Consider the following 24,821-nt stretch of genomic DNA (forward strand, 5'->3'; position numbering starts at 1 on the left):
TGGGCGACCGCTCAGCTGTTCTGCAGGTCAATCGCGTCTCGATTCTTTCTTGAGTTCTGGCACACCGAATGTAAGATTCGCCGGGGATGAGAATGAAATTATCGTGACCGGCACCACGTCGGAAGCGGCGAGGTCGACACCCGAGGGGCTCACCATGTCAGCGCGGTCCACGGCGAAGGGCACCAGGGCGGGGAGGTTGACCGGCGGTCTACTCCTTGCGGGCGGGTCGGCGTTTCTGGCTGCAGACCCCGGCTTCGGTCCCGCGATGCCTTCCCTGGAAGCAGCGGCGGCATGAGACCGCTCGAAGGCATGCGGGTGCTCGAAGTAGCCATGTACGGCTTCGTGCCATCGGCCGGCGCGGTGCTCGCCGAGTGGGGCGCCGAAGTGGTCAAAGTCGAGCACGCGATCACCGGGGATCCGCAGCGCGGCCTGCGCCAGACCGGAATGCTGCGGGTCGAGGGCGACCCCAACCCCAACATCGAGCACGCGAATCGCGGTAAGCGCAGCATCGGGCTGGATATGTCGGTGCCCGAAGGCAGGGAAGTGCTCTATGAGCTCGCCCGCCGCTCCGACGTGTTTCTGACCAGCTTCCTGCCCGAGCACCGGCAGAAGTTCGGCATCGACGTGGAGGACATTCGCGCGGTCAACCCGACCATCGTCTATGCCCGCGGTAGTGCGCTCGGCCCGCGCGGCGCGGAGGCCGTCAAGGGCGGCTATGACATGACCGCTTTCTGGTGCCGGGCCGGGACCGCCGCGACGATCACCCCGATGGGCTACGACGGCATGATCAATCCGCCCGGGCCCGCCTACGGCGACACCATCTCGGGCACCAACCTCGCCGGTGGCATCGCCGCGGCACTGCTGAAACGCGAGCGCACCGGCGAACCGTCCGTCGTCGATGTATCGCTGCTGGGCAGTGGGCTGTGGTCGCTGGGGCACACCGTGGCGTTGACGAATCATCTAGGGCAACTGATGATGTCGCCGCCGCCCGGCATCCACGGCTCGCCGGTCAATCCTCTGGTGGGGGTGTATCCGACCGCCGACAACCGCTATATCTCCCTGGTGATGATGCAGCCCGGCAAGTTCTGGGCCGACGTGTGCCAGCACATCGACCGCCCGGAACTGGCAGACGACCCGCGATTTGCTGATGCTGAAAAGATTGCTGCGAATACAGCAGAAGCCGTCGAGATCTTGACCAAAGTCATTGCAACACGCACCCTTGCCGAGTGGAGCGAACGCTTCGCGACGCTCGCGGGTCCCTGGGCGCCGGTGCAGGACACACTGCAAGCCGCCGAAGATGCGCAGATCCGGGCGAACGAATACATCGTGCGCGCAGGCGAACTCGAGCTCGTGGCCAACCCGGTGCAGTTCGACGTCACCGCACCGCAGACCGGTCCGGCACCTGGATTTGCCGAGCAGACCGATGAGATCTTGTTGGAACTCGGACTCGACTGGGATCGGATCATCGAACTCAAGACCGCTGGTGCGGTTACCTGAGAAGTAGATGCAAGTCGCGATGCCCGAGATGCTCAGTCCCTCTGCCGATTTCTTGCCTGACTTGCACCTGGTTTCGAGACCAACGTTCTCAAATAACGGTTCTTCGTTTTCCATTCCCACCGGGCGTGATATGAGTCATAATCGCCAAACGCTCCGAGACATTGAGGCCCGGGAGGCCAACGTGGCCGGAAGCGCCAACTCACGCGACAGAACGGAGGACTGGCGTGAGTAGGAATGCCAGCTGGAAGCTGAGATACCGCAATTCGCCAAGCATTTCGCTCAGGGGTTGCGAGATGTCTAGGACTCACGAAGCCGACGGGGGGTGACGCCGATGGCGAGTGGGGGCACCGATCGGTGGTCGCCTGGCGTGTCGTTGCCCAGCAGTCTGGCTGGGCCGATGCAGGCGGTCGGAGCGTTGTTCGCGATGACACGCGACGCGGTCAGGTTTCTGTTCCGTCGGCCCTTCCAGGGCCGCGAGTTCATCGAACAGTCTTGGTTCGTGGCCCGCGTATCGCTGCTTCCGACGTTGCTGGTGGCTATTCCGTTCACCGTCCTGGTCAGCTTCATCCTGAACATCCTGTTGCGCGAATTGGGGGCCGCGGACCTGTCCGGTGCCGGTGCGGCTTTCGGTGCCGTCACGCAAGTGGGGCCGATGGTCACGGTGCTGATCGTTGCCGGCGCGGGCGCCACGGCGATGTGCGCGGACCTGGGTTCTCGGACCATCCGCGAGGAAATAGACGCGATGGAGGTATTGGGCATCAACCCGGTGCAACGGTTGGTGACACCACGGATGCTGGCCTCAGGGCTGGTCGCGTTGCTGCTGAACAGTCTGGTGGTCATCATCGGCGTCGTCGGGGGTTACATCTTTTCGGTCTTCGTCCAAGACGTCAATCCCGGCGCTTTCGCCGCGGGCATCACGCTGTTGACCGGGGTACCCGAAGTCATCATTTCTTGCGTCAAGGCAGCGCTTTTCGGCCTGATCGCGGGTGCCGTGGCTTGTTATCGAGGGTTGTCGATAAGCGGCGGAGGCGCCAAGGCGGTCGGCAACGCCGTCAACGAAACCGTCGTATACGCGTTCATGTCCCTGTTCGTCGTGAACGTCGTCGTCACCGCCATAGGCATCAAGGTGTCAGGGAAGTAGGGGCACACCAGGGTGACGCTGAGGGCCGTATATCCGCGACTGTCAAAGCAACTGGACAAGCCGGTTGCGTTGATGGGGCGTCTCGGCGACCACACTGCGTTCTACGGCAAGGCGCTTGGTGCCATTCCCTTTGCGGCCACTCATTATCGAAGCGAAGTGATCCGTCTGATCGCCGAGATCAGTATGGGCGCAGGAACTCTGGCGATGATCGGCGGAACTGTCGTGATCGTCGGGTTCCTGACGCTGGCGACCGGTGGCACGCTGGCCGTCCAGGGGTACAGCTCGCTGGGCAACATCGGCATCGAGGCGCTGACCGGCTTTCTGTCCGCATTCATCAACGTGCGTATCGCTGCGCCGGTGGTCGCGGGAATCGGCCTGGCGGCAACGTTCGGCGCCGGGGTGACCGCCCAGCTGGGCGCCATGCGCATCAACGAAGAGGTCGATGCGTTGGAAGCCATGGCCATCCGACCCGTCGCGTACCTGGTGAGCACCAGAATCCTGGCCGGCATGATGGCGATCACGCCGCTGTATGCCATTGCGGTGGCGCTGTCATTTGTCGCCAGCCAGTTCACCACCGTGTTTCTGCTCGGCCAGTCAGCGGGCTTGTACAGCCATTACTTCGACACTTTCCTGAACCCGTACGACTTGTTGTGGTCGTTCTTACAGGCCACCCTGATGGCGCTGACCATCCTGTTGATCCACACCTACTACGGGTTTTTCGCATCGGGCGGACCATCCGGTGTGGGTACCGCAACCGGCAACGCGGTCCGCACCTCGCTGATCGTCGTGGTATCGGTGACGCTGCTGGTTTCACTGTCGGTCTACGGCTCCAACGGCAACTTCAATCTGTCTGGATAGCGAATGGTGGGGAGGTGAAGGAGTGACCACAAAGACGCCGTCGGGTCGCGGCGCGCCGAGCGCGCGCGGCAGGTCGCACAGTTCAGGCCGGCCGAAGCCGCGCAACTATGTCCGCCCGTTACTCGGCGTTGCCACCATCTTGTTGATTCTCGGGATAATCACCTTCGCTGTAACGCTGTTCCAGGGGGGACTCACCGAATCGGTACCCGTGACAGTGGTGTCGCAACGCGCCGGCCTGGTGATGAACCCGGACGCGCGGGTCACTTTGCGTGGCGTACCGGTAGGCAAAGTCGACTCGATAGAGGCGCTGCCAGACGGCAAGGCCGCGCTCCACTTGGCGATGTTCCCGTCATCGTTGAAATACATTCCCGCCAACGTGCTCGTCGACATCGCCTCGTCGACGGTGTTCGGCGCCAAGTCCGTCCAACTGATAGAACCCGCCGAGCCTTCGGCCCAGCGGCTACATGCCGGCCAGAGGCTGACGGGCCAGCACGTCATGGTCGAGATCAACACCGTATTCCAGCAACTGGTTTCGGTGCTGGACCAGATCGACCCGGCAAAGCTCAACGAGTCCCTGGGCGCGCTGGCCAAAGCATTCAGTGGGCGGGGCGCACAACTCGGCCAATCGTTGGTGGACCTGGATTCGTTTCTGGCCAAGCTCGAGCCGAGCCTTCCCGCGTTGAATCATGACCTCGCGGTGCTGCCGGTGGTGTCCAACGCCTACGCCGATGCGGCGCCAGAGCTGGTGAGAACCGTGGCCAACACGAACCGGATCAGTCAGTCGATCGTCGAGGAGCAGCACAACCTGGATGCATTACTGATCAGCGCGATCGGCCTTGCCGACATCGGCAACGAAGTCTTGTCGACGAACCGTCAGCCGCTGACGAATGTGATGCACCTGTTGGTGCCGACGACCGATCTGACCAACGAGTACCACGAGGCGCTCACCTGCGGCCTCGGCGGGCTCATCCGGATTGCACACGGTCCGCCGTTGTCGGAGCCGAGCATCAACATCACGGCCAGCCTCACCTGGGGAGCCGAGCGTTATCGATACCCGGTGAACTTGCCCAAGGTCGCGGCGACCGGCGGTCCGCGGTGCCTGGGCCTACCGCAGCTGCCGTTCAATAGCCCACCGCCACAACTGATTACAGATATCGGTGCCAACCCGGTGGTGTACGGAAACCAGCAGCTGCTGATCAACTCCGATCTCCTCAAACAGCTGTTGTACGGGCCGATCGTGGGACCGCCGCGCAACTCCATTCAGATCGGACAGCCCGGATGAGAACGCGCGCCACATTGATCAAGTTCGCGATCTTCGGGGTCGTGATGGCGGTGTTGACCGCGTTCCTGTTCTTCATCTTCGGCCAGTACCAGACCGGCTCGACCACCAGCTATTCGGCGGTGTTCAACGACGTGTCGCGTCTCAAAGTGGGTCAGACGGTGCGGGTCGCCGGGATCCGGGTCGGCACCGTCAGCGACATCTCGCTGCGCTCGGACAAGAAAGTCGTGGTGAAATTCGACGCGGACCGCGACATCGTCCTCACCGAAGGCACCAGGGTGGCGGTCCGCTACCTCAATCTGGTCGGCGATCGCTACCTGGAGCTCATCGACGGCCCAGGCGCGCCCAAACGTCTGGCGGCCGATGCACAGATTCCGGTCGACCGCACCGCGCCGGCTCTGGACCTCGACCTGCTGCTCGGCGGATTGAGGCCCGTCATCCAGGGTCTGAATGCGCAGGACGTCAACACGCTGACTTCGGCGTTGCTGCAGGTCTTCCAGGGTCAGGGCGGAACCCTCGACTCGCTGTTCGCCAAGACGACATCGTTCTCGAACGCATTGGCCGACAACGACGACACCGTGCAGCAACTGATCGACAACCTGAACACCGTGGTCGCCACGATTTCCCGGGACGGCACCAAGTTCTCCGGCGCAATCGATCGCCTGGAGCGGCTTGTCAGCGGGCTGTCGAATGACCGTGAGACCCTCGGCGCCGCCATCGACGCCTTGGACAACGGAACCGCCTCCTTGGCCGATCTGCTGAGCAGTGCGCGACCATCGCTGTCCGGCACGATAGACCAGTTGAGTCGGCTGGCGCCGATACTCGACGACGACAAGGACCGCCTCGACACCGCAATCGCCAAGGCGCCGAAGAACTATCGCAAACTGGTCCGACTCGGAGTAGCCGGCGCCACCATCCCGTACTACCTCTGCCAGTTAGAACTCCGTGGCACGGATCTGCAGGGCAAGACGGTGATTTCCCCGATCTTCAGGTCAGACGCTGGAAGGTGCACGGAACCCTGATGCTCAAGTATCGCGGAGCTGAGCTCATCAAGGCCGGATTCATCGGCGCGATCCTGATCGTGCTGGTCATCCTCGTGGGCCTGTCGCCGGACCGGTTGACCTCGTGGGCGACGGCGGTCCGCTATAAGGCGTTGTTCTCAGAGGCCGGCGGCCTCGCGGCGGGCAACCCTGTGACGGTGTCCGGGCTCAAGGTCGGCACAGTGTCGGATGTGTCGTTGCGCAACGGCGACGCCCTGGTGACCTTCGCGATAAAGGGCAACATCCTGCTCGGGTCGGAGACCACCGCGCACATCCGCACCGACACGCTGCTGGGCGCGCGGATGCTGGCGTTGGAGTCCGCCGGCGGCGGCACGATGAATCCGAATGCTGTCATCCCCGCTTCGCGCACCTCCTCGCCTTACTCGTTGACCGAAGCGGTCAGCGAATTGACCACGAACACTAGCGAGACCAGTACCGCAACGCTGAACCAGTCTTTGGACACGCTGGCCGCGACGCTCGACCAGATTGCACCCAAATTAGGACCCGCCTTCGACTCGCTCACCCGGTTATCGCGGACCCTCAACGGCCGCAACAAGAACCTCAGTGAGCTGTTCAAGAGTGCCAGCGACGTCACCGGGGTCCTGTCCGAACGCAGCCAACAGGTCAACAAGCTCATACTCAATGCCGACGACCTGCTTCAAGTATTGGTGGCGCGCCGACAGGAGATCGTCGACCTGCTGGCCAACACGTCGGCGGTGGCGAAACAGCTCACGGCGTTGGTACACGAAAACGAGAGCAAATTGGCACCGACGCTGGAGAGGCTGAATTCGGTGACCGCCATGCTGGAAAAAAACCGCGACAACATCAGCAAAGCGCTCCCGGGTCTCGCCAAATTCCAGATCACCGTGGGTGAGGCTATCTCCAGCATGTACGCCTACTCGGCGTTCGTCCCGAACCTCCTTCAGCCACCACTGTTCCAACCGTTCCTTGACTACCTCTGGGGATTCCGCAACTTCGACACCAATCGCGGTCCCGGCTTCCCGTCGCAGGTTCCGCGGTCGCTGTTCCCCTGGCCGTACAACAGCATTCCGGAGTGCCCAGGCTGCACCCTCGGCGGCAGGATCGGGGGATCGCAGTGATGTCGAAGATGTCGCGCGTCCCGCGCCGGCGGCTGATGGTCGTGACTGCGGTCGTCCTGGTGGTCCTCATCGTTGCCGGTGCGGGCATGGTCATCCGCAACACGTTTTTCGGTCCGAAGACCATCACGGCATATTTCGTCACCGCCACGGCGATCTACCCCAGTGACGAGGTGCGGGTGTCGGGTGTCAAAGTCGGCACCATCAAGTCCATAGATCCGCAGGGATCACAGACCAGGATGACCCTCGAGATCGACCACGGCGTACCCGTTCCGGCGGACGCCAAAGCGGTCATCGTCGCCTCGAACCTGGTGGCCGCCCGGTATGTGCAACTCACCCCCGCCTACCGGAACAGTGGTCCGGTCATGCCGGACGGCGCAGTGATACCCGTCAACCGCACCGCGGTACCCGTCGAGTGGGACGAAGTCAAAATCCAGTTGATGCGGCTGGCAACGGATCTGGGACCCCGCAGCGGCGTATCAGGCACTTCGGTGGGCCGTTTCATCGACAGCGCCGCCAACGCACTCGAGGGCAACGGCGACAAGCTGCGGCAGGCGCTGGCCCAACTATCCGGAGTGGGCCGGATACTCGCCAACGGCAGCGGCAACATCGTCGACATCATCAAAAATCTGCAGACCTTCGTCACCGCGCTGCGCGACAGCAACACCCAGATCATGCGATTCAACGACCGCCTGGCCACGCTGACCAGCGTCGTCAACGACAGCAAGTCCGAACTGGACGCGGCCCTGACCGACCTGTCGACGGCGGTCGGCGAGGTGCAGCGGTTCATCGCCGGCTCCCGCAACCAGACCAGCGAGCAGGTCGCCCGGTTGGCCAACGTCACGCAGACCTTGGTGGATCAGCACATGGCTTTGGAGAACATTCTGCACGGTGCGCCGAACGCGCTGGGCAACTTCTTCAACGACTACAACGCCGACACCGGAACCATCGTGGGCGGGTTCGGGATCATGAACTTCGCGAATCCCACGTTTTCGGGTTTGTTGCTGCCGTTGCCGATTCCGGGCTGCTCACAAATCGGCTCCATCGAGAACGTCACCTCTACCGAATCGGGCAAGCTGTGCTCGCTGTTTCTCGGTCCCGGGTTGCGGCTGCTCAACTTCAACAGTTTGCCCATCCCCATCAACATCTTCATTCAGAAGTCGGTGGACCCCTCGAAGATCCTCTACACCGAACCGCGGCTGGCTCCCGGCGGCGCGGGACCGAAGCCCACAGCACCGGAGATCCCTCCCGCGGTGTCGGCCTACACCGGCCTGCCGGGTGATCCCGTAGGCGGGCCGGGGGCCGAGCCGCCGCCGCGGATACCGGGTTTGGCGATGCCGATGCCGCCCCCGCCGTCGACACCGATGCAAGCACCGCCGCCGGCCGTGTCGGGAATGCTGCTGCCTGCCGAAGGGCCGCAACCGTGATCGCCCGGGTCCGCGTTCGGCGGGTGCTCGCCGTGGGCGGCTGTGTTGCGTTGACGGCGACCGGATGCGCATTCCACGGACTGAATTCACTACCGCTGCCCGGCGCGGTCGGACGTGGCCCCGGGGCCAACATCTACCACGTCGAACTTCCCAATGTCGGGACAATGGAGTCGAATTCGCCGGTGATGATCAACGACGTCGTAGTCGGCAGCGTCGGGGCGATGAAGGTGAAAGGCTGGCATGCCGACGTCGAGATCTCAGTGCAGCGCGATGTCGTCGTCCCGGCCAATGTGGTAGCCAGCGTCGGTCAGACCAGCCTGTTGGGGTCGATGCATCTGGCGCTCAATACACCGCTCGGCGAATCGGGGACCGGACGGCTGCAGCCCGGAGCCACCATCCCGTTGACCCGCTCGTCGGTCTACCCCTCGACAGAGCAGACGCTGTCGTCACTGGGGGCCGTCGTCAACGGCGGGGGGCTGGGACAGATCGGGGAGGTCATCCACAATTTCTCGGTCGCCATGTCCGGGCGACAAGGCGCCTTACGCGATCTGCTCACCCGCCTCGACACGTTCGTCGGAACACTCGACCAACAGCGGAACAACATCGTGGACTCCATCCAGGCGCTGAACCGGATGACTGCCACATTCGCCGGGCAACGCGACGTTCTCAGTGAAGCGCTGCGCAAGATTCCGCCCGCGCTCGACGTGCTGATCAGGGAGCGGCCCCGCCTGACGACCGCGCTGGACAAGCTTCGCGTCTTCAGCAACACCGCTACCCGGCTGATCAACGACACCCAGGCCGACCTGGTCAAGAATCTCCAGAACCTGGAGCCGACCATCCGTGCGCTCGCCGACGTCGGGCCGGAACTCGGCACGGCGATCTCAGCGGGCTTCGTGTTCCCGTTCACTCAGAACTTCGTCGACCGTGCAGTCCGGGGCGATTACTTCAATCTGCATGTCCAGTTGGATCTCTCGATTCCACGGCTCAAGCGGGGACTGATGTTGGGGACCCGCTTCGGACAGGTGGACCAGCCGCTGGTACCGGCGCCCGGGGAGCCGTACTACTTGAATTACACACTGGATCCGTTGCACAACCCGATCAGGCCGCCGTGGATCGATCCGGGGGCACTGCCGCTTCCTGCGCTGCCGGGACCGGCGCCATATTCCCCATCGTTGCCTGGACCACTGCCCGGTGGGGCGCAGTTGCCCGGACCTCCGCCAGCTGCGGCGCCGCTGCCCGGGCCTCCGCCGTCCGCGGCACCGGTGCCCAATCCGGGTCCCGGTCCAGCGCCGGGAGAAGGTGGCGGATAGATGCTGACGCGCTTCGTTCGGATCCAGCTGGCGATCTTCACCATCGTCGGGACCATTGGCGTGATCGCGATGGTCCTCTTCTACATCCAGGCGCCCATGCTGCTGGGCATCGGGCGGATCACGGTGACGCTGGAGCTGCCCGCGGCCGGCGGCCTGTATCGCTTCGCCAATGTGACCTACCGTGGGGTCCAACTCGGCAAGGTCACCTCGGTGGAGTTGACGCCGACCGGTGCGAAAGCGACGCTCTCGCTTGGCACGTCACCCAAGGTCCCGGCGGACATGACAGCTTGTCCAGAGCGTCCCGGTCCTCCGGACCAGTGCGGCGCGCATGTGCTCAGTGTCTCCGCGGTGGGCGAACAGTACGTGGACTTGCGACCCAAAACCGATTCGCCGCCCTACCTGCACGACGGGTCGGTGATCCGCGTGCGCGACACGACGATTCCGCAGCCGGTGGGGCCGATGCTCGAGCAGGTCAATGCTCTGGTCACCAGCATCCCGAAGACCAAACTCGGCCAATTGCTCGACGAGACCTTCCGGGGCTTCAATGGATCCGGTTACGATCTCGGGTCGCTGTTCGACTCCACAACGATCCTGTCGCGCGACGCCAACGGCGTCGTCGACCGCACCCGCACTCTCACCGAAGACAGTGGGCCGCTGTTGGATTCGCAAGCCCGCACCACCGATTCGATCAGGAAGTGGTCGCGCAGTCTCGCCGGGATTTCCGACGTGTTGGCCAACGACGATGCAAGCATCCGCAGACTATTGCGCGATGGTTCTGGCGCGGCCAACGAGGCGTCCCGGCTCCTTGATCAAATCAAGCCGACGCTGCCGGTGCTGCTGGCCAACCTGACCACTATCGGGCAGATCGGCGTCACCTACCACCCCTCGCTGGAGCAGTTGCTGGTGTTGCTGCCATCGGCTGTGGCTATCGAGCAAGCTTCTGGACCCACCGCCCATCCGGAAGGTTCGGCGCAAGGCGACTTCGCGCTGACGATCGACGACCCGCCGATTTGCACGGTCGGTTTCATGCCACCAAGCCAGTGGCGTTCCCCGGACGATCTCACCGATGTGGACACACCGGACGGGTTGTATTGCAAACTGCCGCAGGATTCCCCGCTCTCGGTCCGCGGCGCCCGCAATTATCCGTGCATGGGTCATCCGGGCAAGCGAGCGCCCACCGTGGAAATCTGCAACAGCGACAAGCCGTTCATGCCGCTGGCGATGCGCCAGCACGTTCTCGGTCCCTCCCCGCTGGATCCAAACCTGCTGGCACAGGGCATCCCGGTCGATGACCGGGTCAACCCCAACGCCAGGATTTTCGGTCCGGTCGAGGGAACTCCGCTGCCACCGGGGGCGGTGCCGCGGGGCACACCGCCGGGGCCGCGAGGGGAAACTGCACCACCGGGCACGCTGGGCGCGGCTGTTCCACCGGTGCCGTCCACGCCACCCCGACTGGCACTGACGTCGCCGATGTCAGCTGACATTTCGCCCATAGCGCCCCTTGACATCCCTTCGCCGGGAGAACTCCCCGTACCCGCCGCCGCGCCCGCGTTGCCCGCTCCCGAACCCGCCGCACCGCCTCCCGCGGCCAACGGTTCGGGGCCGTCGGCGGCGCCGAGTTCGTTCGGTCCTGGGACCGGCGAGCACGTGCCGGCGATCGTGTTTGCCCATTACGACCCACATACGGGCCGTTATGTCGGTCCGGACGGAAAGCTGTACGAGCAGTCGGACCTTGCGGCGGTGAAAGCGCCCAAGACGTGGAAGGACATGCTCCCCACCACCTGATTGGCGATCGTGGACGCGCTGATTGGCGACCGTGGACGCGGCGCTCGCAGGGCTGGGCCACGTGGCGGGACGGCTCGCCGCCGCGAACCCGCTACAAACGCCTGATCAAGCTAGCCTGTCCAGGCGCAACGGCATCGCGATATCGAGCCATTGATTCTGGCCGCAGGCGCCGCTCGGGCCGACCGTTTTGTCTTTTCCGGCCATCACCGGCGATCCCAGCTTAAATTCACCATTGGTATCGACCGGATAGAAGTAGAAGGTCTGCTGTCCGGTGTACGCGCTACCGTCCTCGCACCGCTCCCAGTTCGGCACATCGCGTTTGAGCTTCCACATGATCCCGTCGACCATGTAAAGCGGCGCGCTCCATCCTTGGTCGCTTGTCACCGTGCCATGGCATTCCTGAAACGTCTCGCATGACGAGCTGATCGTCCAGGTCTGGATGATCGTCGGCTCGCCGTAATACTGGTCGTTGGTTCTGGCATAGTCGCCGATCGAGGTGGCGCGGAAGGTCCCGTTGATGGCAACGTCTTCCATGGTTGTCGCTTCAGCCGTGGCCGCCGGGCCCAACACGCCGCATACGACGGCACCGATCAGGGTTGCGGCGGAAAATGTTCCGACTGAACGCATCACGTGCTCCTCGACGCGCAATATATGACCGACATTGTCAGGCCGATTCCGGCTTTCGTGAAATGAGATTAACACCGCTTCGGTCCCGAAAAAATGCCGATCGGAACCGAAAGGTGTCGCGGTCAGTCAACCGGGTCGAACTTCGCGATCAGCCACGAACCGTCGATATTCGTCAGCGTGACCAGGATGCTGCTGTGGGCTTCGACGGGTTCCGGCTTTCGCTTGCTTGTCGTGGTCTGGTTGACGAACACCAACACGACGGCCGAATCGCGATGTATATCCGAGATGGCGGCACGAATCACCTTGGCCGTGGACGTCAATTGCCCCTGCAGGGCCAAGGCCGCGGTCTGTTCGGAGAACTTGCTGTAATAGGCCAGAAAATTGCCGGTGAGACGCGACTTCGCCGCGGCGAAATCGCGGTTGAGGCTGTCGAAGGAGTAGGAAAGTAGCGCCACGGCGCCGTCCGAAGCCGCCTGGAGTGCTCGGTCCGACGCGGCGTCGCTCATCGTCTGGTCCGGACGGTACTGAACGAAGAACAAGCCCGCGGCGGTGCCGACAGTGGCAGCGACCAACGCCGTCGCAAGTATCGAACGCCAGTTGGCCAAACGTCGGCGAGTCCACCGACCAAGAGCCCGGAATGCGTTGGCGCGTGCCGGCTTCCGTCGCGCCTGGGATGCGTCCGTCTCCGGAGGAGCCGGGGTTTCTGTGCTTTCGTCTTGCGCGGCCACGGTGTCGACCGACGAGTCCTGGCCTACATCCATTACAGGAATTCGACTTTCGACAACTTGAACTGACTGCCGTCGCGGACGATCTCGATGGTGAGCCGCCACAGCTGCGGCGGCCGATTTTTGTTATCAGCATCGGTCACATCGGATTTCGCCACCACAAGCGCGACCGCGGAACTGTCGGTCGCAGACGAGACGGCGACCGCCTCCACGTTTACCTTGGTCGTGGTCTTCGATTCTTCCGTCTGCTTGAGCATAAGGCTCGACATCACCGAGATCTGGTCCTTGAGCGGGCCCGTGGTGGCGTCGATGATTCGCTGGATGTCGTCCTTGGCGTGGTTGGCATCGATCGACATGAGCGTGGTGACTGCCTGCCTGGCCGCAGCGGCATAGTCCTGGGAGAGCTGCCGTTTGTGTATGAGGGTGTGGTGCTGGTGCAGCATGTAACCGATCGCGCCGAGGGAGGGCGCGACGAGCGCGACGCCCACTCCGATTGCCACCGCTTTGCGCCCCGGGCGGCGGAGCCGCCTTGATCGCCGCAGCCCCGGTAGCCGTGCCCGCCTCGACTTTGTGCGGCTCCGCTCATCCTCTCGAGAGAGCGAGGTCGCGTCGTCGTCCGCATCCTGGGCGCCTGCTGCCTTGCGCAGCTTGGCGACGCGTACCCGCGCTGCCTCGACCCGCGCTTCAGCCTTCGCCACTTCGTCTTCTGCGTCCGCCGGGACGGGAGCCTCACCGGCAGAGTCTTGCCCTGAGTACGACTGCGATTCGTCGGGATCGACCGCGCACTCCGGGTGGTCACCAGGTTCGTCGCCAGGGCTCTCCGGATCGTGCACGGAGAATCAGCTTACCACCCTGTCATGGGCTCAATGCCCTGATCGGACAGCTGCTTTCGAGGTCCTCGAGGCGAAATCTCGTCCCGCGCCGCGGTTGGTTCGCGACGTTGTCCGAGCCGGACGATTTGCTTTTCAGATCCAGCTAGCTGTGGCAAAGTTATGGCGTGCGATCCGTCGTGGCTTTGTTTGCTGCGTTACTGGGTGGCGGTGTACTGGCTGCACCGCCGTCCGTCGCCGGACCGACTGTGTGCGACTACCCCGAGTGCACCCCGGGAATAATGGGGCATCAGGTGCTGGGCACGCCGTGTGACAACACCACCTACTACGCCTTCGGGACCGACAGCATGCCCACCTCTCCGGAATCTGGGCGACTGATGTTCTGCGGCTCGCCGCGAAGGTACGAGCCACGATGGTTCCGGTCACCTCCGATGGCGGGCGTCAAGGAAGAGGGCGCCGAGTGTCGCCAGTACTTGAACTACGTCGCGCAGGCGCCCGACGGCCTGTTCCTGGTCTGCATAGCCCATGACGGTGTGACGACCTGGGTGCGCGCCGATACGTAATCTCCTATTTGGCGCCATCATCCGCCTCGGAGGCACCGATCAGACGGTGGGTGGCGCGCAGCAGCTGCGAACGCAGCGTCTCGTCGTCGACGTCCGCGACCAGCGGGTGCATGACGCCGACCGCGATAGCCCCCGACAGCACCGCCGCCGACACCCGCGCGTCCTCGGAAGTGTCGTCGACCAGCACGCCGTAGAGCCGCGCGATGAATTGCTGAAATGGGTCGTGCTCGGCCAGCAGTCGCACGATGACCGGATCGAACTGCAGGGTGCTGGCTGCGCCGCGACGCTTGATGGCCATGTCGATGACCCCACCCAGAAGCATCTCTCGTGCCCGCGGAAAATCGTCATGGGCCTCGGCGGCCTCCAGCGCCTCCTCCAGGCCGCCCAATTCGCGTTCGGTGAGGGCAACGACGATCTGTTCCTTGGTCTTGAACTGGTGGTAGACGGCCGCCTTCGTGACTCCGATCGCGTCCGCGATCATCTGCAGTGACGTTCCGCCCACCCCATGTTCAGCGATCAATTTCAGCGCCGCGTCCAGGACCCGCGTCTGCGCGGCGCTACGTGCGATGAAACGGAACGCACTGCGGGACTGATTCCCGGCCTGCACTGACGCCACACCGAGAGCCTAGCCGATCGGCTATTGACCGGCCCCTAGCCGATCGGCTACTTTCGGTCACTGGGCCAAGCGATTACACCGCGGGAGGGAGTCAGTGATGTCCGAGTCCGCCGTGGTGCGCGATTCATCGAGGAAACTCGACGGTGAACTGCTCCTGCTGTGGACATTGCCTGTGACGGTGATCATCTGGATCGCTGCATTCTTCTTGTTCCCGGGGTTCTACCCGCCCATGTCGCCGACCATGCCCGCGGACGAGGTTGCCGCGTTCTATCGCGATCCGGCGAATAACCCCCAAATCCGGTACAGCATGGTCATTTTCAACTGGTTCGGCGTATGCCTGGTCCCGATCCTGACGCTGATCGTGATGCAGATCCGGAGGATGGCGCACCGCACCCCGATCTTCTCCTACGCGATGCTGGGTTGCGTCGCGGGCGGCCCCACCCTGTTCCTGATCGCCAACGTCTGCTGGCTGCTGGCCGCATTCCGCCCGGAACGAAGTCCTGAGCTGACGCAGTTGCTCAACGACTTCGCCTGGATCACCTTCACGGTCGTGGTTCCCTTTCTGATCGGGCAAAGCGTGATCCTCGCCGCGGCAATCTATTTCGACGACCAGCCCCGTCCTGTATTCGGTCGCTGGGTGGCCCACTTCAACCTGCTGGTTGCCGCAGCGCTCGTGCCGGCGGCGTTCGTCGGCGTGTCGTTGACCGGTCCGCTGGCGTGGGACGGCCTGTTGTCTTTCTGGTTGAAAAACATCGCCATCGGTGTCTGGGTCGTCGTCATGGGCGTCGTGCTGGGGCGGGCGGTGTATCGGGAGCGCGGTGAGATCCAGAGTGCCACAGCAGAACTGGAATCCGCATGAACATGCTGACGACGTCACCGGACGCTGGGGCCCCACCGGATTCGGGGCCAGTTTCAGGGCCGCCCGCGGGTGGATTGCATCGCCGGATCGCCTGGCACCTGCGGCACAACCCCAAGCGTGAGTTGTGGGTGGCCTGGTGGACGCTCGTCGTCTTCTACAACCTGTTCTTCCCGATGGTCTTCGTGGTGGCACGAGCCCAGCCCCCGCCGCAACCGACCTCGGACCTCGCGGGGCAGGTGCACTGGTTCTCCGAACGCCAGCTCGGGATACCGATCGGCTTGGGCGTCGTATTCGCCATCACCGGCATGACCGCGGTGAACAATGCGCTGATCGCGTATTCGATGCGTCGCATGTCGGTCAGCCGCATCTTCGGGTATTCGTATCTGCTCATCTACTCGTTCAGTGCGGTACCGGGCTTGCTGTTGCTCTGCATCGCGCTGGTCGTCGGGACGATGCGACCCGAGCGGGATCCCGAGGCGATCGGTTGGCTCTACGACTTCGCCTTCCTGTCTTTCGACGGGACTATGGGTGTGTTCCTGATCGGCTCGCTGCTCTGGATGGTCGCGATTCTGATCGACAAGAATCGGGTCTTTCCGAAGTGGTTCGGCTATCTCAACCTGTGCAATGCGCTCACCGAGGTGGTCGTGGCGCCCTGTTGGATCTTCCAGCGTGGTGTACTGGCCTGGAATGGCCAGATCGCGTGGTGGCTGGACATGGTCGTATTCGGCATTTATCAGGTCACATTCGTCGTCATGCTGTTCAAGATGATCCGGCGCGAAGACTTCGGTACCGGGGTACTGCCTGACTCGCCGTCGAAACGGACGAGTGTGTCATGACCGAGATCACCGACAAGGACGAGCGCACGCCGTTCGTGCCGGGTCAGCCGGACATGTGGGCGTTCGTATTGTTCGAAACCTTGGTCTTCACCGGGTATTTCGGCTTCTATTTGTTCTACCGCACCCGCAGCCCCGAGCTGTTTCTGCACTCGCAGGCGCACCTGGACCTCCGCATCGGTGTCTTCAACACCCTTGTTTTGCTGCTGAGTTCCTGGTCGGTGGCGCGGTGCGTTCAGTCTTCCCGCGCCGGTTGCTATCGCGAGGCCCTGCGGGACGTCTTCGTCACAGCCGCCTTCGCCGCGCTCTTCCTCGGCGGCAAGGTGTTTGAGTGGGCGCGATTGGTGAGTGCGGGACACGGCCCGGACAGCGACGACTTCTTCACGTATTTCTTCTTCCTCACCGGCATCCATTTCATCCACCTGCTGATCGGGTTCGTCGCTCTCGGTGTCATCGTCTACCGACTCCGGGGTGCGCGGCGTGGATCCCAGGAATCTCAGATTCTGGTGGAAACCTGCGCGACCTATTGGCACACAGTCGATTTCCTCTGGGTGCTCATCTTCGCGATGCTGTACGTGGTGAGGTGACCGGTGAAATTCGACAAGAGGTTGCTGATCGTCTGGGTGGTGCTGGCCGCCCTTACGCTGGGCTACCTACTGGTCGATCACTCAGCGACCGGCGCAAGTGCGGTCGTGACGTCCAGCGTCATCGTCATCGCACTTGTCAAGGTGCGCATCATCTTTCGCGAGTTCATGGAGGTCAGGCACGCGCCACCGCTGCTGTGCCGGCTGACCGACGCTTGGGTGCTGCTGGTCGCGGCCGGACTGTTCGGCAGCTACTTCGTCGGCCTGGCGGTCAACTGACCGGGCGCCCGGGCGGGGGGTCCTGCGGCGTGAACGTCAGGTGCAGGTTGTTGAGTCCGCGCAGGATGTAGGTGGGCTCGTACAACCAGCGGCGTGCCCCGGCAGGGCCGTGTTCGGTCTCGTCGGCGCGGATGTCGGCCATCCGGTCCAGGATGCGTTCGATGGAGACCCGACCTTCCACCCGGGCGAGCGGCCCACCGGGGCAGGAGTGCACGCCGCGCGCGAAAGCCATGTGTTCGCGGACGTTCTTGCGGTCCAGCCGGAACTCGTGCGGGTTCTCGAACCGGCGCGGATCACGATTGGCCGCACCCGGAAGCACCATCACCACCGTCCCGGCCGGAATGTCCACACCGCCGATTCGAGTGGACCGGCGGGCCAGTCGCGAGTCGCTCTTGACGGGGCTTTCCATCCGCAGCGATTCCTCGATGAATCCGGGAATGAGGCTGCGGTCGTCGCGGAGTTGCTGCTGGATGTCGGGGCGGTCGCCGATCACCTGCAGCGCGGCGCTCAGCAGCTTGGCCGTCGTCTCCTGGCCGGCGGCGAACAGGAACGTGGCCGACCGGACCACCTCGATGACCTCGGGCGTGGACCCGTCGGGGTACTTGGCCGTCGCCAGCGCGGTCAGCACGTCCTCGCGGGGGTTGGCGCGCCGGTCCTCGATGTAGGAGCAGAACTTGTCGTCCAGCCATTCCAGCGGGTTCACGCCCACTGGCTCGTGGTCCAAGGCTCCGACCCGGCCCGGGCGATCAGCGCCCAGCACGACCCGGAACTCCTTGTGGTCCTCCTCGGGAACACCGAGCAGGTCGGCGATCACCAACGTGGCGAACGGCTTGGAGTACTCGCCGATGAATTCGCACTTGCCGTTGACCAGGAACTCGTCGAGCTGCCGGTCGGCGAGGCGCCACATGAACTCCTCGTTCTGCTTGAGCCGGCTCGGGGTCAGCAGCCTGCTCAAGATCGATCGCGCCCGGCTGTGCTCGGGCGGATCCATAGTGACCATGTGCTCGAACATCGGAAAACTCGTCCGGTGCTCGTCGATCTGGTGATTGATGTCGTCGCCGTCGGGCTGAAACGGCAGCGGCGGGAATGGCCCACCGAGCGCCACGCAGTTCGAGAAGGAATCGGTGTCCTTGTAGACCGCCGTCGCCTCCTCGTAACCGGTGACGGCGACCACCCCGTAGTGCGGAAGACGCAGGACCGGGTTCTGGTCGCGCAGGTAGTCGAAGTACGCGTACGGGTCGGGGACCAGCGACGGGTCGGTGAAGAAGTCGATGGTGTCGTACGTGCTCGTCATGCGTTCCTCCCGGGGCCGGCCTCGCAACCGCGTCACCAAATGGTCAGTCGGCGACGAGAGCTGGCGCCGCCCAATTCAGCAAGTATGCTGAGCACCTGCTTAGCATGGCGGTATTGTCGCGGTCAAGGTTCACACGCCCGGTCCGGGCGGCCCGCTCGCTACGATCAGCTCGACGCACGGAAGACGGGGTAACGGCATGACATCGGCCCGCAGGATCGGGGCGCCGGACGCGAAGAATCGCGGCTTGCTGCTCGACGCGGCCGAACAGTTGATGATCGAAGAGGGCTACGCCGCGGTGACGTCGCGACGGCTGGCTCACAAGGCCGGACTCAAGCCACAACTGGTGCACTACTACTTCCGCAAGATGGACGACCTGTTCCTGGCCGTCTTTCGGCGGCGCGCCGAGGAGGGGCTGCAAGCGCAGGCGCAGCTGCTGCGGTTGCCGCAGCCGTTGTGGGCGCTGTGGCGATTCGGCACCGATCCCGCCTTCACCCGCATCTCGATGGAGTTCATGGCGCTGGCTAATCACCGCAAGGAGATGCGAGCCGAAATCGCGTACTACGCCGATCGTTTCCGCGAGGAACAACGTCAGGTGGTGGCGGCTGCCCTGCGACGTTACGAGGTGGACACCGACTTCGTTCCGCCGGTGGTGTTCACCGTGCTGATGACCAGCTTGTCCCGTTTCCTGGTGCTCGAGCAGGCGATGGGTATGTCGGGCGGACACCTCGAGACGCTCGAATTCGTCGAGGATCACCTACGGCGGTTGGAAGGGGAACCTCAGCCGATTGCGGAGATTTCTCCGACGTGGGTGGTTCACCAGCTCCGGATCGAGCAGAGCACACCTCTGGGTCCGTCCTTGGACACGACGACCGACCCGTCCACCGACAGCTCGCAGTGAAACTCCGGCGTGCTGGGCTCGGTGCCGGTGTTGACGACGACCATCGCCCAGTACTCGGGCTTGGCGAGATTCAGTTCGAAGCTCCACGGTTTGCCCGGAGCGATGTCGACCTGGACATTCGGCGTGAAGCGGTAGGGATCGTGGCTGTAATCGGCGAAAGTCGGCGGTTCTTGGTCGATGTAATAGATGTTGGCGTAGATCGGATTCTTCGCGTTGATGGTGTATTTGACGTGATGCATGATCGGGTCGTCGGCGAGTGCCCGTCCGGTGCTCACCGACAAGCCCGCAATCCCGACCAAGATCGCCGAGCCCACGCACACCAACCGGTACATCATGTCGCTCCTCGAGCCTCGGGGCGCGGACTGGCCGTGCGATTCGTTACCTGCTCCGCGGCCCGCCAGTGTGCGTCGGCAACCCAAAGCCGCGCAAAGGATGCTATCGCCTCGTCGGGTGAAACTCCGCTGATTACGCGCTTTATTTCGGTCGCCGGTTGCCGGGCCAACGACTGCGCGATCGATCGCCAGCCCTCATCGAACGACGCGCGGGGCAGCACTCGATCCACTAGGCCGATCCGCTCGGCCTCGACGGCGTCGAGGGCAGCCCCGCCGCCCGCCAGCAGCAGCGCCCGGCCCTTTCCCACGAGCGCGGCCAGTCGTTCGGCGCCGCCCCAGGCCGGCATGATTTCCAGCGCCACCTGGTTGAAGGCGATCTTGATGTCGTCGGCGGCCACCCGGATGTCGGCGGCGACGGCCACTTCGGCACCGCCTCCGAAGGCGTGGCCGTTCAGCGCGGCGATGACCGGGGCAGGGAAGCTCGCGATCTGATCGCAGATCGACCGCATCCGTTTGGCCATCGCCGAAGCGTCCTCCTCGGTCCGCAGCGCGCTGAGCTCCTTCAGGTCGCCGCCCGACACGAATGCCCGGTCACCGGCGCCTTTGATGACCAGGGCGCGAGCCCCCGCGGCCGCATCGAGCGCTGTTTCCAACTGCTGCATGGTGTCCAACGCGATGGCGTTGCGCGCGTGCGGGCGATCGATAGTGATGACCGCAACGCCGGTGCCGGATTCGTCGACCTCCAGGTCCACCATGCCGAAAGCTCCTTGGCCCAAGACGACTGATATTGGCATTCTCTATTTGGGAGAATAACATCATCGCTGCAGGCCGAAGATCTTTCCGCAGCGGAGGATGGAGGTGATTGGATGCGTCGCCCAGTCGTGGCTGCTGCTGCCGCGCTCGCCGCGGGCGCGTTGAGCGCTTGCACTTCGTCGTCGCCGCAAACGCCGCTCGTCGGCCAGGCCTCCGTCACGGTTAACGGGGTCGAGGCGAAGTTCGACGTCGTCAAATGCACTCAGGTGCAGTGGTACCGGACGATACATATCGGCGGCAAACTCGCCGGGGCCACCGTCGTCGTGGATGGGCGTGCGGCGCGGGCAGTCGCGGAGTCCGTGCGCATCCAAGACGTGGGCGGCTTCACGGGCATGTATTCGCAAGGCACCGGCGACGCGGCAACGACTCGCTTCGACGGCAGTTCATACCTGATCACCGGCGTTGCGGCTGGCGCTCCCACCGCGCGACCCAACGAACCGACGACTGCGGACTTCAAGGTCAACGTGAAGTGCTGACCGCACCGCGTCCTGACGAGGTCGGGTGCTCGTTGCGGATGACGAGGTGAGAGAATATGATTCTCACTAATTGCGAAGGAGGATTTCATGGGTCAGTTGTCGCATCGAGTCGATGTCCCGTTTCCAATCTTTGACGCGGACAACCACCTCTACGAGCCGCCGGAGGCGCTGACCAAGTTCCTGCCCAAGGAATACAAGAACCACGTCCAGTACGTGCAGGTCAACGGGCGCACCAAGATCGCGATCCGCGGCCAGATCAGTAACTACATTCCCAACCCGACCTTCGAAGTGGTCGCCAAGCCAGGAGCCTGGGAGGAGTACTTCAAGTACGGCAACCCCGAAGGCAAGACGAAGCGCGAGTTGTTCGGCGAGCCGATGCGCGCCATCCCGGCCTTCTTCGAGCCGGCGCCGCGCCTGGAGGTGATGAACGAGCTGGGTCTGGACAAGACCCTGATGTTCCCGACGCTGGCCAGCCTGCTCGAGGAGCGGCTGTCGGACGACCCTGTTGCCATCCACGTCCTGGTCCATGCGCTCAATGAGTGGCTCGACGAAGTCTGGGGCTTCAACTACCAGAACCGCATCTTCACCACCCCGGTGATCACCCTGCCGATCGTGGAGAAGGCGATCGAGGAGCTGGAGTGGGCGGTCAAGCGCGGTGCCCGCTGCATCCTGGTTCGCCCGGCGCCGGTCCCCGGCTTCCGCGGGCCCCGGTCGTTCGCGTTGCCCGAGTTCGACCCGTTCTGGGAGCGAGTCGTCGAGTACGACGTGCTGGTCGGTATGCACTCGAGCGACAGTGGCTACTCCCGGTACACCTCCGAATGGGACGGTGCCAGCGCCGAGATGCTGCCGTTCCAGACCAACGCGATGGGCATCCTCAACGAATGGCGGCCGATCCAGGATTCGGTGGGATCGTGGGTGATCCACGGTGCGCTCTATCGCCACCCGAAGCTGAAGGTCGCGATCGTCGAGGCAGGGTCGAAGTGGATGACGCCGTTGTTGGACGGTCTGGCCGAGGTCTTCCGAAAGGCGCCGGAGGCTTTCCCGAGCGACCCGGTGGAGATGGTCAAAAACCGGATCTACGTCAGCCCGTTCTTCGAGGACGGCATCGACGATCTGGTCAATCTTGTTGGTGTGGACCAGGTTCTGTACGGCTCGGACTGGCCCCATCCTGAGGGGTTGGCGGAACCGACCTACTACATCGAGGCGCTGTCGCACCTGTCGTCAGACGACCAGGCGAAGATCATGGGCGGCAACCTCGCCCGGCTCGTCACGGTGTGACAGACCCGCAACACTGGCAGACCATCCCCGAGATGGTCTTGAGCGCGGCGGACCGCTTCGGCGATGCGGAAGCGGTCGTCGACGGTCCGCTGCGCTACACCTTCACTGAACTTGTTCAGCTTATTCGTTGTGCTGCAGGTGCTTTCGCTGATCTAGGTATCGGCAAAGGCGACCGGGTCGCCCTCTGGGCGCCCAACTCGGCCGAGTGGATCATCGCGGCGTTCGGACTGCTGACCGCCGGCGGCGTGCTGGTGCCGGTCAACACGCGGTTCAAAGCCGAGGAGGCCGGCGACGTCATCGTTCGCAGCGGGGTGAAGGCCGTGCTGGTGCAGAAGGGATTTCTGGCTCAGGACTACACCGCGCCAGCAGGCATTCCGGTCATCGACCTGCGCTCCGATTTCCTTTCCAGCGGTTCGCCGTTCGAACAAGCGGTGAGCGGCACCGACATCTCCGACATCATCTTCACCTCCGGAACAACCGGCCGGCCGAAGGGCGCGATGATGAATCACGCTCAGACGCTGCGCATGTACGAGGAGTGGGCGACGCTCGCTGACCTGCGCCAGGGCGATCGCTACCTGCAGATCAACCCGTATTTCCACACGTTCGGGCTGAAGGCCGGCCTCATCACGTCCTTCCTGCGCGGGGCAACGATGCTGCCGGTGCCGGTTTTCAATATCGACACCGTGGTGGATCTCGTTGCGCGGGAACGGATCACGATGCTGCCCGGACCCCCGACGCTGTACCACTCGCTCTTGACGGTCGGAGACAAAGCCAAGTTGTCGACACTGCGCGCGGGTGTAACCGGTGCCGCCGACATCCCCGTCGAACTGGTCCGGCGCATCCATGGCGAGCTGCCGTTCGAGACGTTGATGACCGGCTACGGGTTGACCGAGGCCGGTAACGTGACGCTGTCCCGGCCGGGCGACTGCTTCGAGGCCGTCGCCACCACCGCCGGTCTGCCGTGCGACGGGGTCGAGGTGCGCATCGCCGAGGACGGCGAGGTTCTGGTCCGTGGGTACGGAGTCATGCAGGGCTACCTTGACGATCCGGTTGCCACCGCAGAGGCCATCGACGGCGACGGGTGGCTGCACACCGGAGATCTGGGCGACTTCGACGACTCGGGCCGCCTGCGCATCGTCGGCCGGAAGAAGGACATGTTCATCGTGGGCGGGTTCAACGCCTACCCGGCCGAGATCGAGGGGTTCCTGCTCAAGCACCCGGCGATTTCGCAGGTTGCGGTGATCGGTGCCCCGGACGAACGGCTCGGACAGGTCGGCAAGGCGTTCGTGGTGCGCAATGGTCCCGTCGAGGCCGAGGAGCTGATCGAGTGGTGCCGGGACCGGATGGCGGGGTTCAAGGTGCCCCGTTTGGTGGAGTTCATCGACGCACTGCCGATGAACGCGACCGGCAAGGTGGTCAAGGACCTGCTCCGCTGACCTTCGTCGGGGTCTCGGCTGCCCATCTGGTCCCGTGCGATCGTCGTGGCGAGTAGGGTTTGGCCACAGCCGGCGTCCGTCCCAGCCTGGCGGATTCCGCACGGAATCGGCGTCGAGCGACAGATTGGAGCGGTTGCCCAACACGGTCGGTGGCTCACAGCCTGCTTGTCACCGACGGGCAACCCGTGGAGGAGTGCCAGATTGAGCGAGCAATCTCGTTCTCGAGCCGGCGAGTGGGGGGTGGCGGCATTCGCCGGGATGCCGTCAGCACGAAATTGCCTGCGCTGAACAACGGCAGGTCGCATACCACGGCAAAAATGCGCTCCGCGGCCCAGGCGGCCGAGGCGGAAACCACAGCAACGGGCGAACCGTCGCGGCGCCGAGCCGGCGGTCTGCGTCGGCCGAATCTGTCGGCCGGTGCCGCGGCGGCGGCCGTCTTCGTCAGCCTTTTCGCGATCGGGGCCAGCGTCGAGATGTCCGTGCTACACCAGAACGCGGTCCGGACGCGGCGGCAAGTGGCGGAGTTCGACGCGGCCGCGCGGCACGGTGTCGTCACACTGACCTCACTCGACTACGGCCACGCAAAGCAAGGCGTGCAGCGCATCCTTGACGTCTCCACCGGTACGTTCAAGGCAGACTTCCTGAAGACGGCGGACGAGTTCACCAAGACCCTCGAAGAGTCGCAGCTGAGATCGGAGGGAACCGTGCAGGCCAGCGCGGTGGAACTGGACACGATGACCGAATACTCCGCAGTAGTGCTGGTGGCGTGCACCTCGAGAATCACGAATGTTGCTGGCGCCAAACAGGATCCACGAAAGGACCGGCTGATCGTGACGATGACCCGCGAGGGCGGGCAGCTCAAGATGTCGAACGTGGAGTATGTGCCGTGATGGCTGAGCAGACGTCGGCCATACCCGCGCCGGCTTGCGCGGCACGCGGCGATG

At 63.9% G+C, this 24,821-nt stretch carries 26 protein-coding genes; 19 read left to right on the top strand and 7 right to left on the bottom strand.

The annotated features are described in order from the left end of the window. Positions 1-291 precede the first annotated feature (291 nt). The 9 genes from AC5Y4D_RS10180 (at position 292) to AC5Y4D_RS10220 (ending at position 11,434) form a co-directional block, all read left to right on the top strand. Positions 292-1,497 carry a CaiB/BaiF CoA transferase family protein gene (locus AC5Y4D_RS10180; protein WP_500037096.1) on the top strand — a complete coding sequence of 402 codons (1,206 nt, stop codon included), beginning with the start codon at positions 292-294 and terminating at the stop codon, positions 1,495-1,497. Positions 1,498-1,828: 331 nt separating this feature from the next. After that, a complete protein-coding gene (locus AC5Y4D_RS10185) occupies positions 1,829-2,638 on the top strand; it encodes an MlaE family ABC transporter permease (RefSeq protein ID WP_499946405.1) in 810 nt (269 codons plus the stop codon). Between the two features lie 12 nt (positions 2,639-2,650). Beyond that, on the top strand, positions 2,651-3,496 hold the full coding sequence (locus tag AC5Y4D_RS10190; protein WP_499946404.1) for an ABC transporter permease: 846 nt from the start codon (positions 2,651-2,653) through the stop codon (positions 3,494-3,496). 22 nt (positions 3,497-3,518) lie between these two features. Beyond that, complete coding sequence (locus AC5Y4D_RS10195; RefSeq protein WP_499946403.1) at positions 3,519-4,778, top strand: MCE family protein; 1,260 nt, start codon at positions 3,519-3,521, stop codon at positions 4,776-4,778. After that, the gene (locus AC5Y4D_RS10200) at positions 4,775-5,797 is read left to right on the top strand and encodes an MCE family protein (protein ID WP_500037097.1); all 1,023 of its coding nucleotides are present in this window, start codon (positions 4,775-4,777) and stop codon (positions 5,795-5,797) included. The genes AC5Y4D_RS10195 and AC5Y4D_RS10200 overlap by 4 nt, the downstream gene beginning before the upstream one ends. Continuing rightward, positions 5,797-6,915 carry an MCE family protein gene (locus AC5Y4D_RS10205; RefSeq protein WP_500037098.1) on the top strand — a complete coding sequence of 373 codons (1,119 nt, stop codon included), beginning with the start codon at positions 5,797-5,799 and terminating at the stop codon, positions 6,913-6,915. Before AC5Y4D_RS10200 ends, AC5Y4D_RS10205 begins: the two co-directional genes overlap by 1 nt. A gap of 8 nt (positions 6,916-6,923) precedes the next feature. Further along, a complete protein-coding gene (locus AC5Y4D_RS10210) occupies positions 6,924-8,339 on the top strand; it encodes an MCE family protein (protein WP_500037120.1) in 1,416 nt (471 codons plus the stop codon). Next, positions 8,336-9,649, top strand: a complete 1,314-nt coding sequence (locus tag AC5Y4D_RS10215) for an MCE family protein (protein ID WP_500037099.1) — start codon at positions 8,336-8,338, stop codon at positions 9,647-9,649. Before AC5Y4D_RS10210 ends, AC5Y4D_RS10215 begins: the two co-directional genes overlap by 4 nt. Next, positions 9,650-11,434 carry an MCE family protein gene (locus AC5Y4D_RS10220; RefSeq protein WP_500037100.1) on the top strand — a complete coding sequence of 595 codons (1,785 nt, stop codon included), beginning with the start codon at positions 9,650-9,652 and terminating at the stop codon, positions 11,432-11,434. A 105-nt stretch (positions 11,435-11,539) separates the two neighbouring features. On the opposite strand, the gene AC5Y4D_RS10225 is transcribed toward AC5Y4D_RS10220, so the two are convergent. The 3 genes from AC5Y4D_RS10225 to AC5Y4D_RS10235 form a co-directional block, all read right to left on the bottom strand. After that, complete coding sequence (locus AC5Y4D_RS10225; protein ID WP_500037101.1) at positions 11,540-12,061, bottom strand: Rv2253/PknI dimerization domain-containing protein; 522 nt, start codon at positions 12,059-12,061, stop codon at positions 11,540-11,542. 122 nt (positions 12,062-12,183) lie between these two features. Next, positions 12,184-12,822 (bottom strand): Rv1363c family protein, encoded by a 639-nt coding sequence (locus AC5Y4D_RS10230; protein WP_499946900.1) that lies wholly within the window; start codon positions 12,820-12,822, stop codon positions 12,184-12,186. Further along, on the bottom strand, positions 12,822-13,619 hold the full coding sequence (locus AC5Y4D_RS10235) for an Rv1363c family protein (RefSeq protein WP_499946898.1): 798 nt from the start codon (positions 13,617-13,619) through the stop codon (positions 12,822-12,824). Before AC5Y4D_RS10235 ends, AC5Y4D_RS10230 begins: the two co-directional genes overlap by 1 nt. A 164-nt stretch (positions 13,620-13,783) precedes the next feature. Here AC5Y4D_RS10235 and AC5Y4D_RS10240 point away from each other — a divergent pair, with 164 nt between their 5' ends. Then, the gene (locus AC5Y4D_RS10240) at positions 13,784-14,179 is read left to right on the top strand and encodes a hypothetical protein (RefSeq protein ID WP_499946897.1); all 396 of its coding nucleotides are present in this window, start codon (positions 13,784-13,786) and stop codon (positions 14,177-14,179) included. Positions 14,180-14,183: 4 nt separating this feature from the next. On the opposite strand, the gene AC5Y4D_RS10245 is transcribed toward AC5Y4D_RS10240, so the two are convergent. Beyond that, entirely contained in the window at positions 14,184-14,717 is a 534-nt protein-coding gene (locus AC5Y4D_RS10245) for a TetR/AcrR family transcriptional regulator (protein ID WP_499946903.1), read from the bottom strand. Positions 14,718-14,892: 175 nt separating this feature from the next. On the opposite strand from AC5Y4D_RS10245, the gene AC5Y4D_RS10250 reads away from it, so the two are divergent. The 4 genes from AC5Y4D_RS10250 to AC5Y4D_RS10265 are packed head-to-tail and all read left to right on the top strand — an operon-like array spanning position 14,893 to position 17,350. Next, a complete protein-coding gene (locus tag AC5Y4D_RS10250; RefSeq protein ID WP_500037102.1) occupies positions 14,893-15,654 on the top strand; it encodes a hypothetical protein in 762 nt (253 codons plus the stop codon). 2 nt (positions 15,655-15,656) lie between these two features. Beyond that, positions 15,657-16,490, top strand: a complete 834-nt coding sequence (locus AC5Y4D_RS10255) for a hypothetical protein (protein ID WP_500037121.1) — start codon at positions 15,657-15,659, stop codon at positions 16,488-16,490. Next, positions 16,487-17,074: a cytochrome c oxidase subunit 3 family protein gene (locus AC5Y4D_RS10260; protein ID WP_499946895.1), complete on the top strand. Its 588-nt coding sequence runs from the start codon at positions 16,487-16,489 to the stop codon at positions 17,072-17,074. The genes AC5Y4D_RS10255 and AC5Y4D_RS10260 overlap by 4 nt, the downstream gene beginning before the upstream one ends. A 3-nt stretch (positions 17,075-17,077) precedes the next feature. Next, positions 17,078-17,350, top strand: coding sequence for a cytochrome C oxidase subunit IV family protein (locus tag AC5Y4D_RS10265; protein WP_500037103.1), 273 nt, complete (start codon positions 17,078-17,080; stop codon positions 17,348-17,350). Here the strand turns inward: AC5Y4D_RS10265 and AC5Y4D_RS10270 are convergent. Continuing rightward, on the bottom strand, positions 17,343-18,644 hold the full coding sequence (locus AC5Y4D_RS10270) for a cytochrome P450 (protein ID WP_500037104.1): 1,302 nt from the start codon (positions 18,642-18,644) through the stop codon (positions 17,343-17,345). The genes AC5Y4D_RS10265 and AC5Y4D_RS10270 overlap by 8 nt on opposite strands. Positions 18,645-18,840: 196 nt before the next feature. Here AC5Y4D_RS10270 and AC5Y4D_RS10275 point away from each other — a divergent pair, with 196 nt between their 5' ends. Further along, the gene (locus AC5Y4D_RS10275) at positions 18,841-19,542 is read left to right on the top strand and encodes a TetR/AcrR family transcriptional regulator (protein ID WP_499946892.1); all 702 of its coding nucleotides are present in this window, start codon (positions 18,841-18,843) and stop codon (positions 19,540-19,542) included. Here the strand turns inward: AC5Y4D_RS10275 and AC5Y4D_RS10280 are convergent. Next, a complete protein-coding gene (locus AC5Y4D_RS10280; protein ID WP_500037105.1) occupies positions 19,458-19,874 on the bottom strand; it encodes an Rv2576c family protein in 417 nt (138 codons plus the stop codon). The genes AC5Y4D_RS10275 and AC5Y4D_RS10280 overlap by 85 nt on opposite strands. Continuing rightward, positions 19,874-20,629 carry an enoyl-CoA hydratase/isomerase family protein gene (locus tag AC5Y4D_RS10285; RefSeq protein ID WP_499946889.1) on the bottom strand — a complete coding sequence of 252 codons (756 nt, stop codon included), beginning with the start codon at positions 20,627-20,629 and terminating at the stop codon, positions 19,874-19,876. The genes AC5Y4D_RS10280 and AC5Y4D_RS10285 overlap by 1 nt, the downstream gene beginning before the upstream one ends. Positions 20,630-20,740: 111 nt before the next feature. Between AC5Y4D_RS10285 and AC5Y4D_RS10290 the strand changes: the two genes are divergently transcribed. From AC5Y4D_RS10290 to AC5Y4D_RS10305, 4 genes are all read left to right on the top strand, one after another. Next, positions 20,741-21,163 carry a lipoprotein LpqH gene (locus tag AC5Y4D_RS10290; RefSeq protein WP_499990204.1) on the top strand — a complete coding sequence of 141 codons (423 nt, stop codon included), beginning with the start codon at positions 20,741-20,743 and terminating at the stop codon, positions 21,161-21,163. 87 nt (positions 21,164-21,250) lie between these two features. Continuing rightward, positions 21,251-22,441 carry an amidohydrolase family protein gene (locus tag AC5Y4D_RS10295; RefSeq protein ID WP_499946887.1) on the top strand — a complete coding sequence of 397 codons (1,191 nt, stop codon included), beginning with the start codon at positions 21,251-21,253 and terminating at the stop codon, positions 22,439-22,441. Continuing rightward, entirely contained in the window at positions 22,438-23,877 is a 1,440-nt protein-coding gene (locus AC5Y4D_RS10300; RefSeq protein ID WP_499946886.1) for a FadD3 family acyl-CoA ligase, read from the top strand. The genes AC5Y4D_RS10295 and AC5Y4D_RS10300 overlap by 4 nt, the downstream gene beginning before the upstream one ends. Positions 23,878-24,194: 317 nt before the next feature. Continuing rightward, on the top strand, positions 24,195-24,767 hold the full coding sequence (locus tag AC5Y4D_RS10305) for an Rv1363c family protein (protein ID WP_499946885.1): 573 nt from the start codon (positions 24,195-24,197) through the stop codon (positions 24,765-24,767). The last annotated feature ends 54 nt before the right edge of the window (positions 24,768-24,821 follow it).

The sequence above is a fragment of the Mycobacterium sp. NGS67 genome, assembly GCF_059812185.1.

What these genes read in the sequence shown, in the direction of transcription:
- AC5Y4D_RS10180 (WP_500037096.1), top strand. Translation starts at nt 292, where the DNA reads ATGAGACCGCTCGAAGGCATGCGGGTGCTCGAAGTAGCCATGTACGGC.
- AC5Y4D_RS10185 (WP_499946405.1), top strand. Translation starts at nt 1,829, where the DNA reads ATGGCGAGTGGGGGCACCGATCGGTGGTCGCCTGGCGTGTCGTTGCCC.
- AC5Y4D_RS10200 (WP_500037097.1), top strand. Translation starts at nt 4,775, where the DNA reads ATGAGAACGCGCGCCACATTGATCAAGTTCGCGATCTTCGGGGTCGTG.
- AC5Y4D_RS10205 (WP_500037098.1), top strand. Translation starts at nt 5,797, where the DNA reads ATGCTCAAGTATCGCGGAGCTGAGCTCATCAAGGCCGGATTCATCGGC.
- AC5Y4D_RS10210 (WP_500037120.1), top strand. Translation starts at nt 6,924, where the DNA reads ATGTCGCGCGTCCCGCGCCGGCGGCTGATGGTCGTGACTGCGGTCGTC.
- AC5Y4D_RS10220 (WP_500037100.1), top strand. Translation starts at nt 9,650, where the DNA reads ATGCTGACGCGCTTCGTTCGGATCCAGCTGGCGATCTTCACCATCGTC.
- AC5Y4D_RS10225 (WP_500037101.1), bottom strand. Translation starts at nt 12,061, where the DNA reads ATGCGTTCAGTCGGAACATTTTCCGCCGCAACCCTGATCGGTGCCGTC.
- AC5Y4D_RS10230 (WP_499946900.1), bottom strand. Translation starts at nt 12,822, where the DNA reads ATGGATGTAGGCCAGGACTCGTCGGTCGACACCGTGGCCGCGCAAGAC.
- AC5Y4D_RS10250 (WP_500037102.1), top strand. Translation starts at nt 14,893, where the DNA reads ATGTCCGAGTCCGCCGTGGTGCGCGATTCATCGAGGAAACTCGACGGT.
- AC5Y4D_RS10255 (WP_500037121.1), top strand. Translation starts at nt 15,657, where the DNA reads ATGCTGACGACGTCACCGGACGCTGGGGCCCCACCGGATTCGGGGCCA.
- AC5Y4D_RS10260 (WP_499946895.1), top strand. Translation starts at nt 16,487, where the DNA reads ATGACCGAGATCACCGACAAGGACGAGCGCACGCCGTTCGTGCCGGGT.
- AC5Y4D_RS10270 (WP_500037104.1), bottom strand. Translation starts at nt 18,644, where the DNA reads ATGACGAGCACGTACGACACCATCGACTTCTTCACCGACCCGTCGCTG.
- AC5Y4D_RS10275 (WP_499946892.1), top strand. Translation starts at nt 18,841, where the DNA reads ATGACATCGGCCCGCAGGATCGGGGCGCCGGACGCGAAGAATCGCGGC.
- AC5Y4D_RS10280 (WP_500037105.1), bottom strand. Translation starts at nt 19,874, where the DNA reads ATGTACCGGTTGGTGTGCGTGGGCTCGGCGATCTTGGTCGGGATTGCG.
- AC5Y4D_RS10285 (WP_499946889.1), bottom strand. Translation starts at nt 20,629, where the DNA reads ATGGTGGACCTGGAGGTCGACGAATCCGGCACCGGCGTTGCGGTCATC.
- AC5Y4D_RS10290 (WP_499990204.1), top strand. Translation starts at nt 20,741, where the DNA reads ATGCGTCGCCCAGTCGTGGCTGCTGCTGCCGCGCTCGCCGCGGGCGCG.
- AC5Y4D_RS10295 (WP_499946887.1), top strand. Translation starts at nt 21,251, where the DNA reads ATGGGTCAGTTGTCGCATCGAGTCGATGTCCCGTTTCCAATCTTTGAC.
- AC5Y4D_RS10305 (WP_499946885.1), top strand. Translation starts at nt 24,195, where the DNA reads ATGCGCTCCGCGGCCCAGGCGGCCGAGGCGGAAACCACAGCAACGGGC.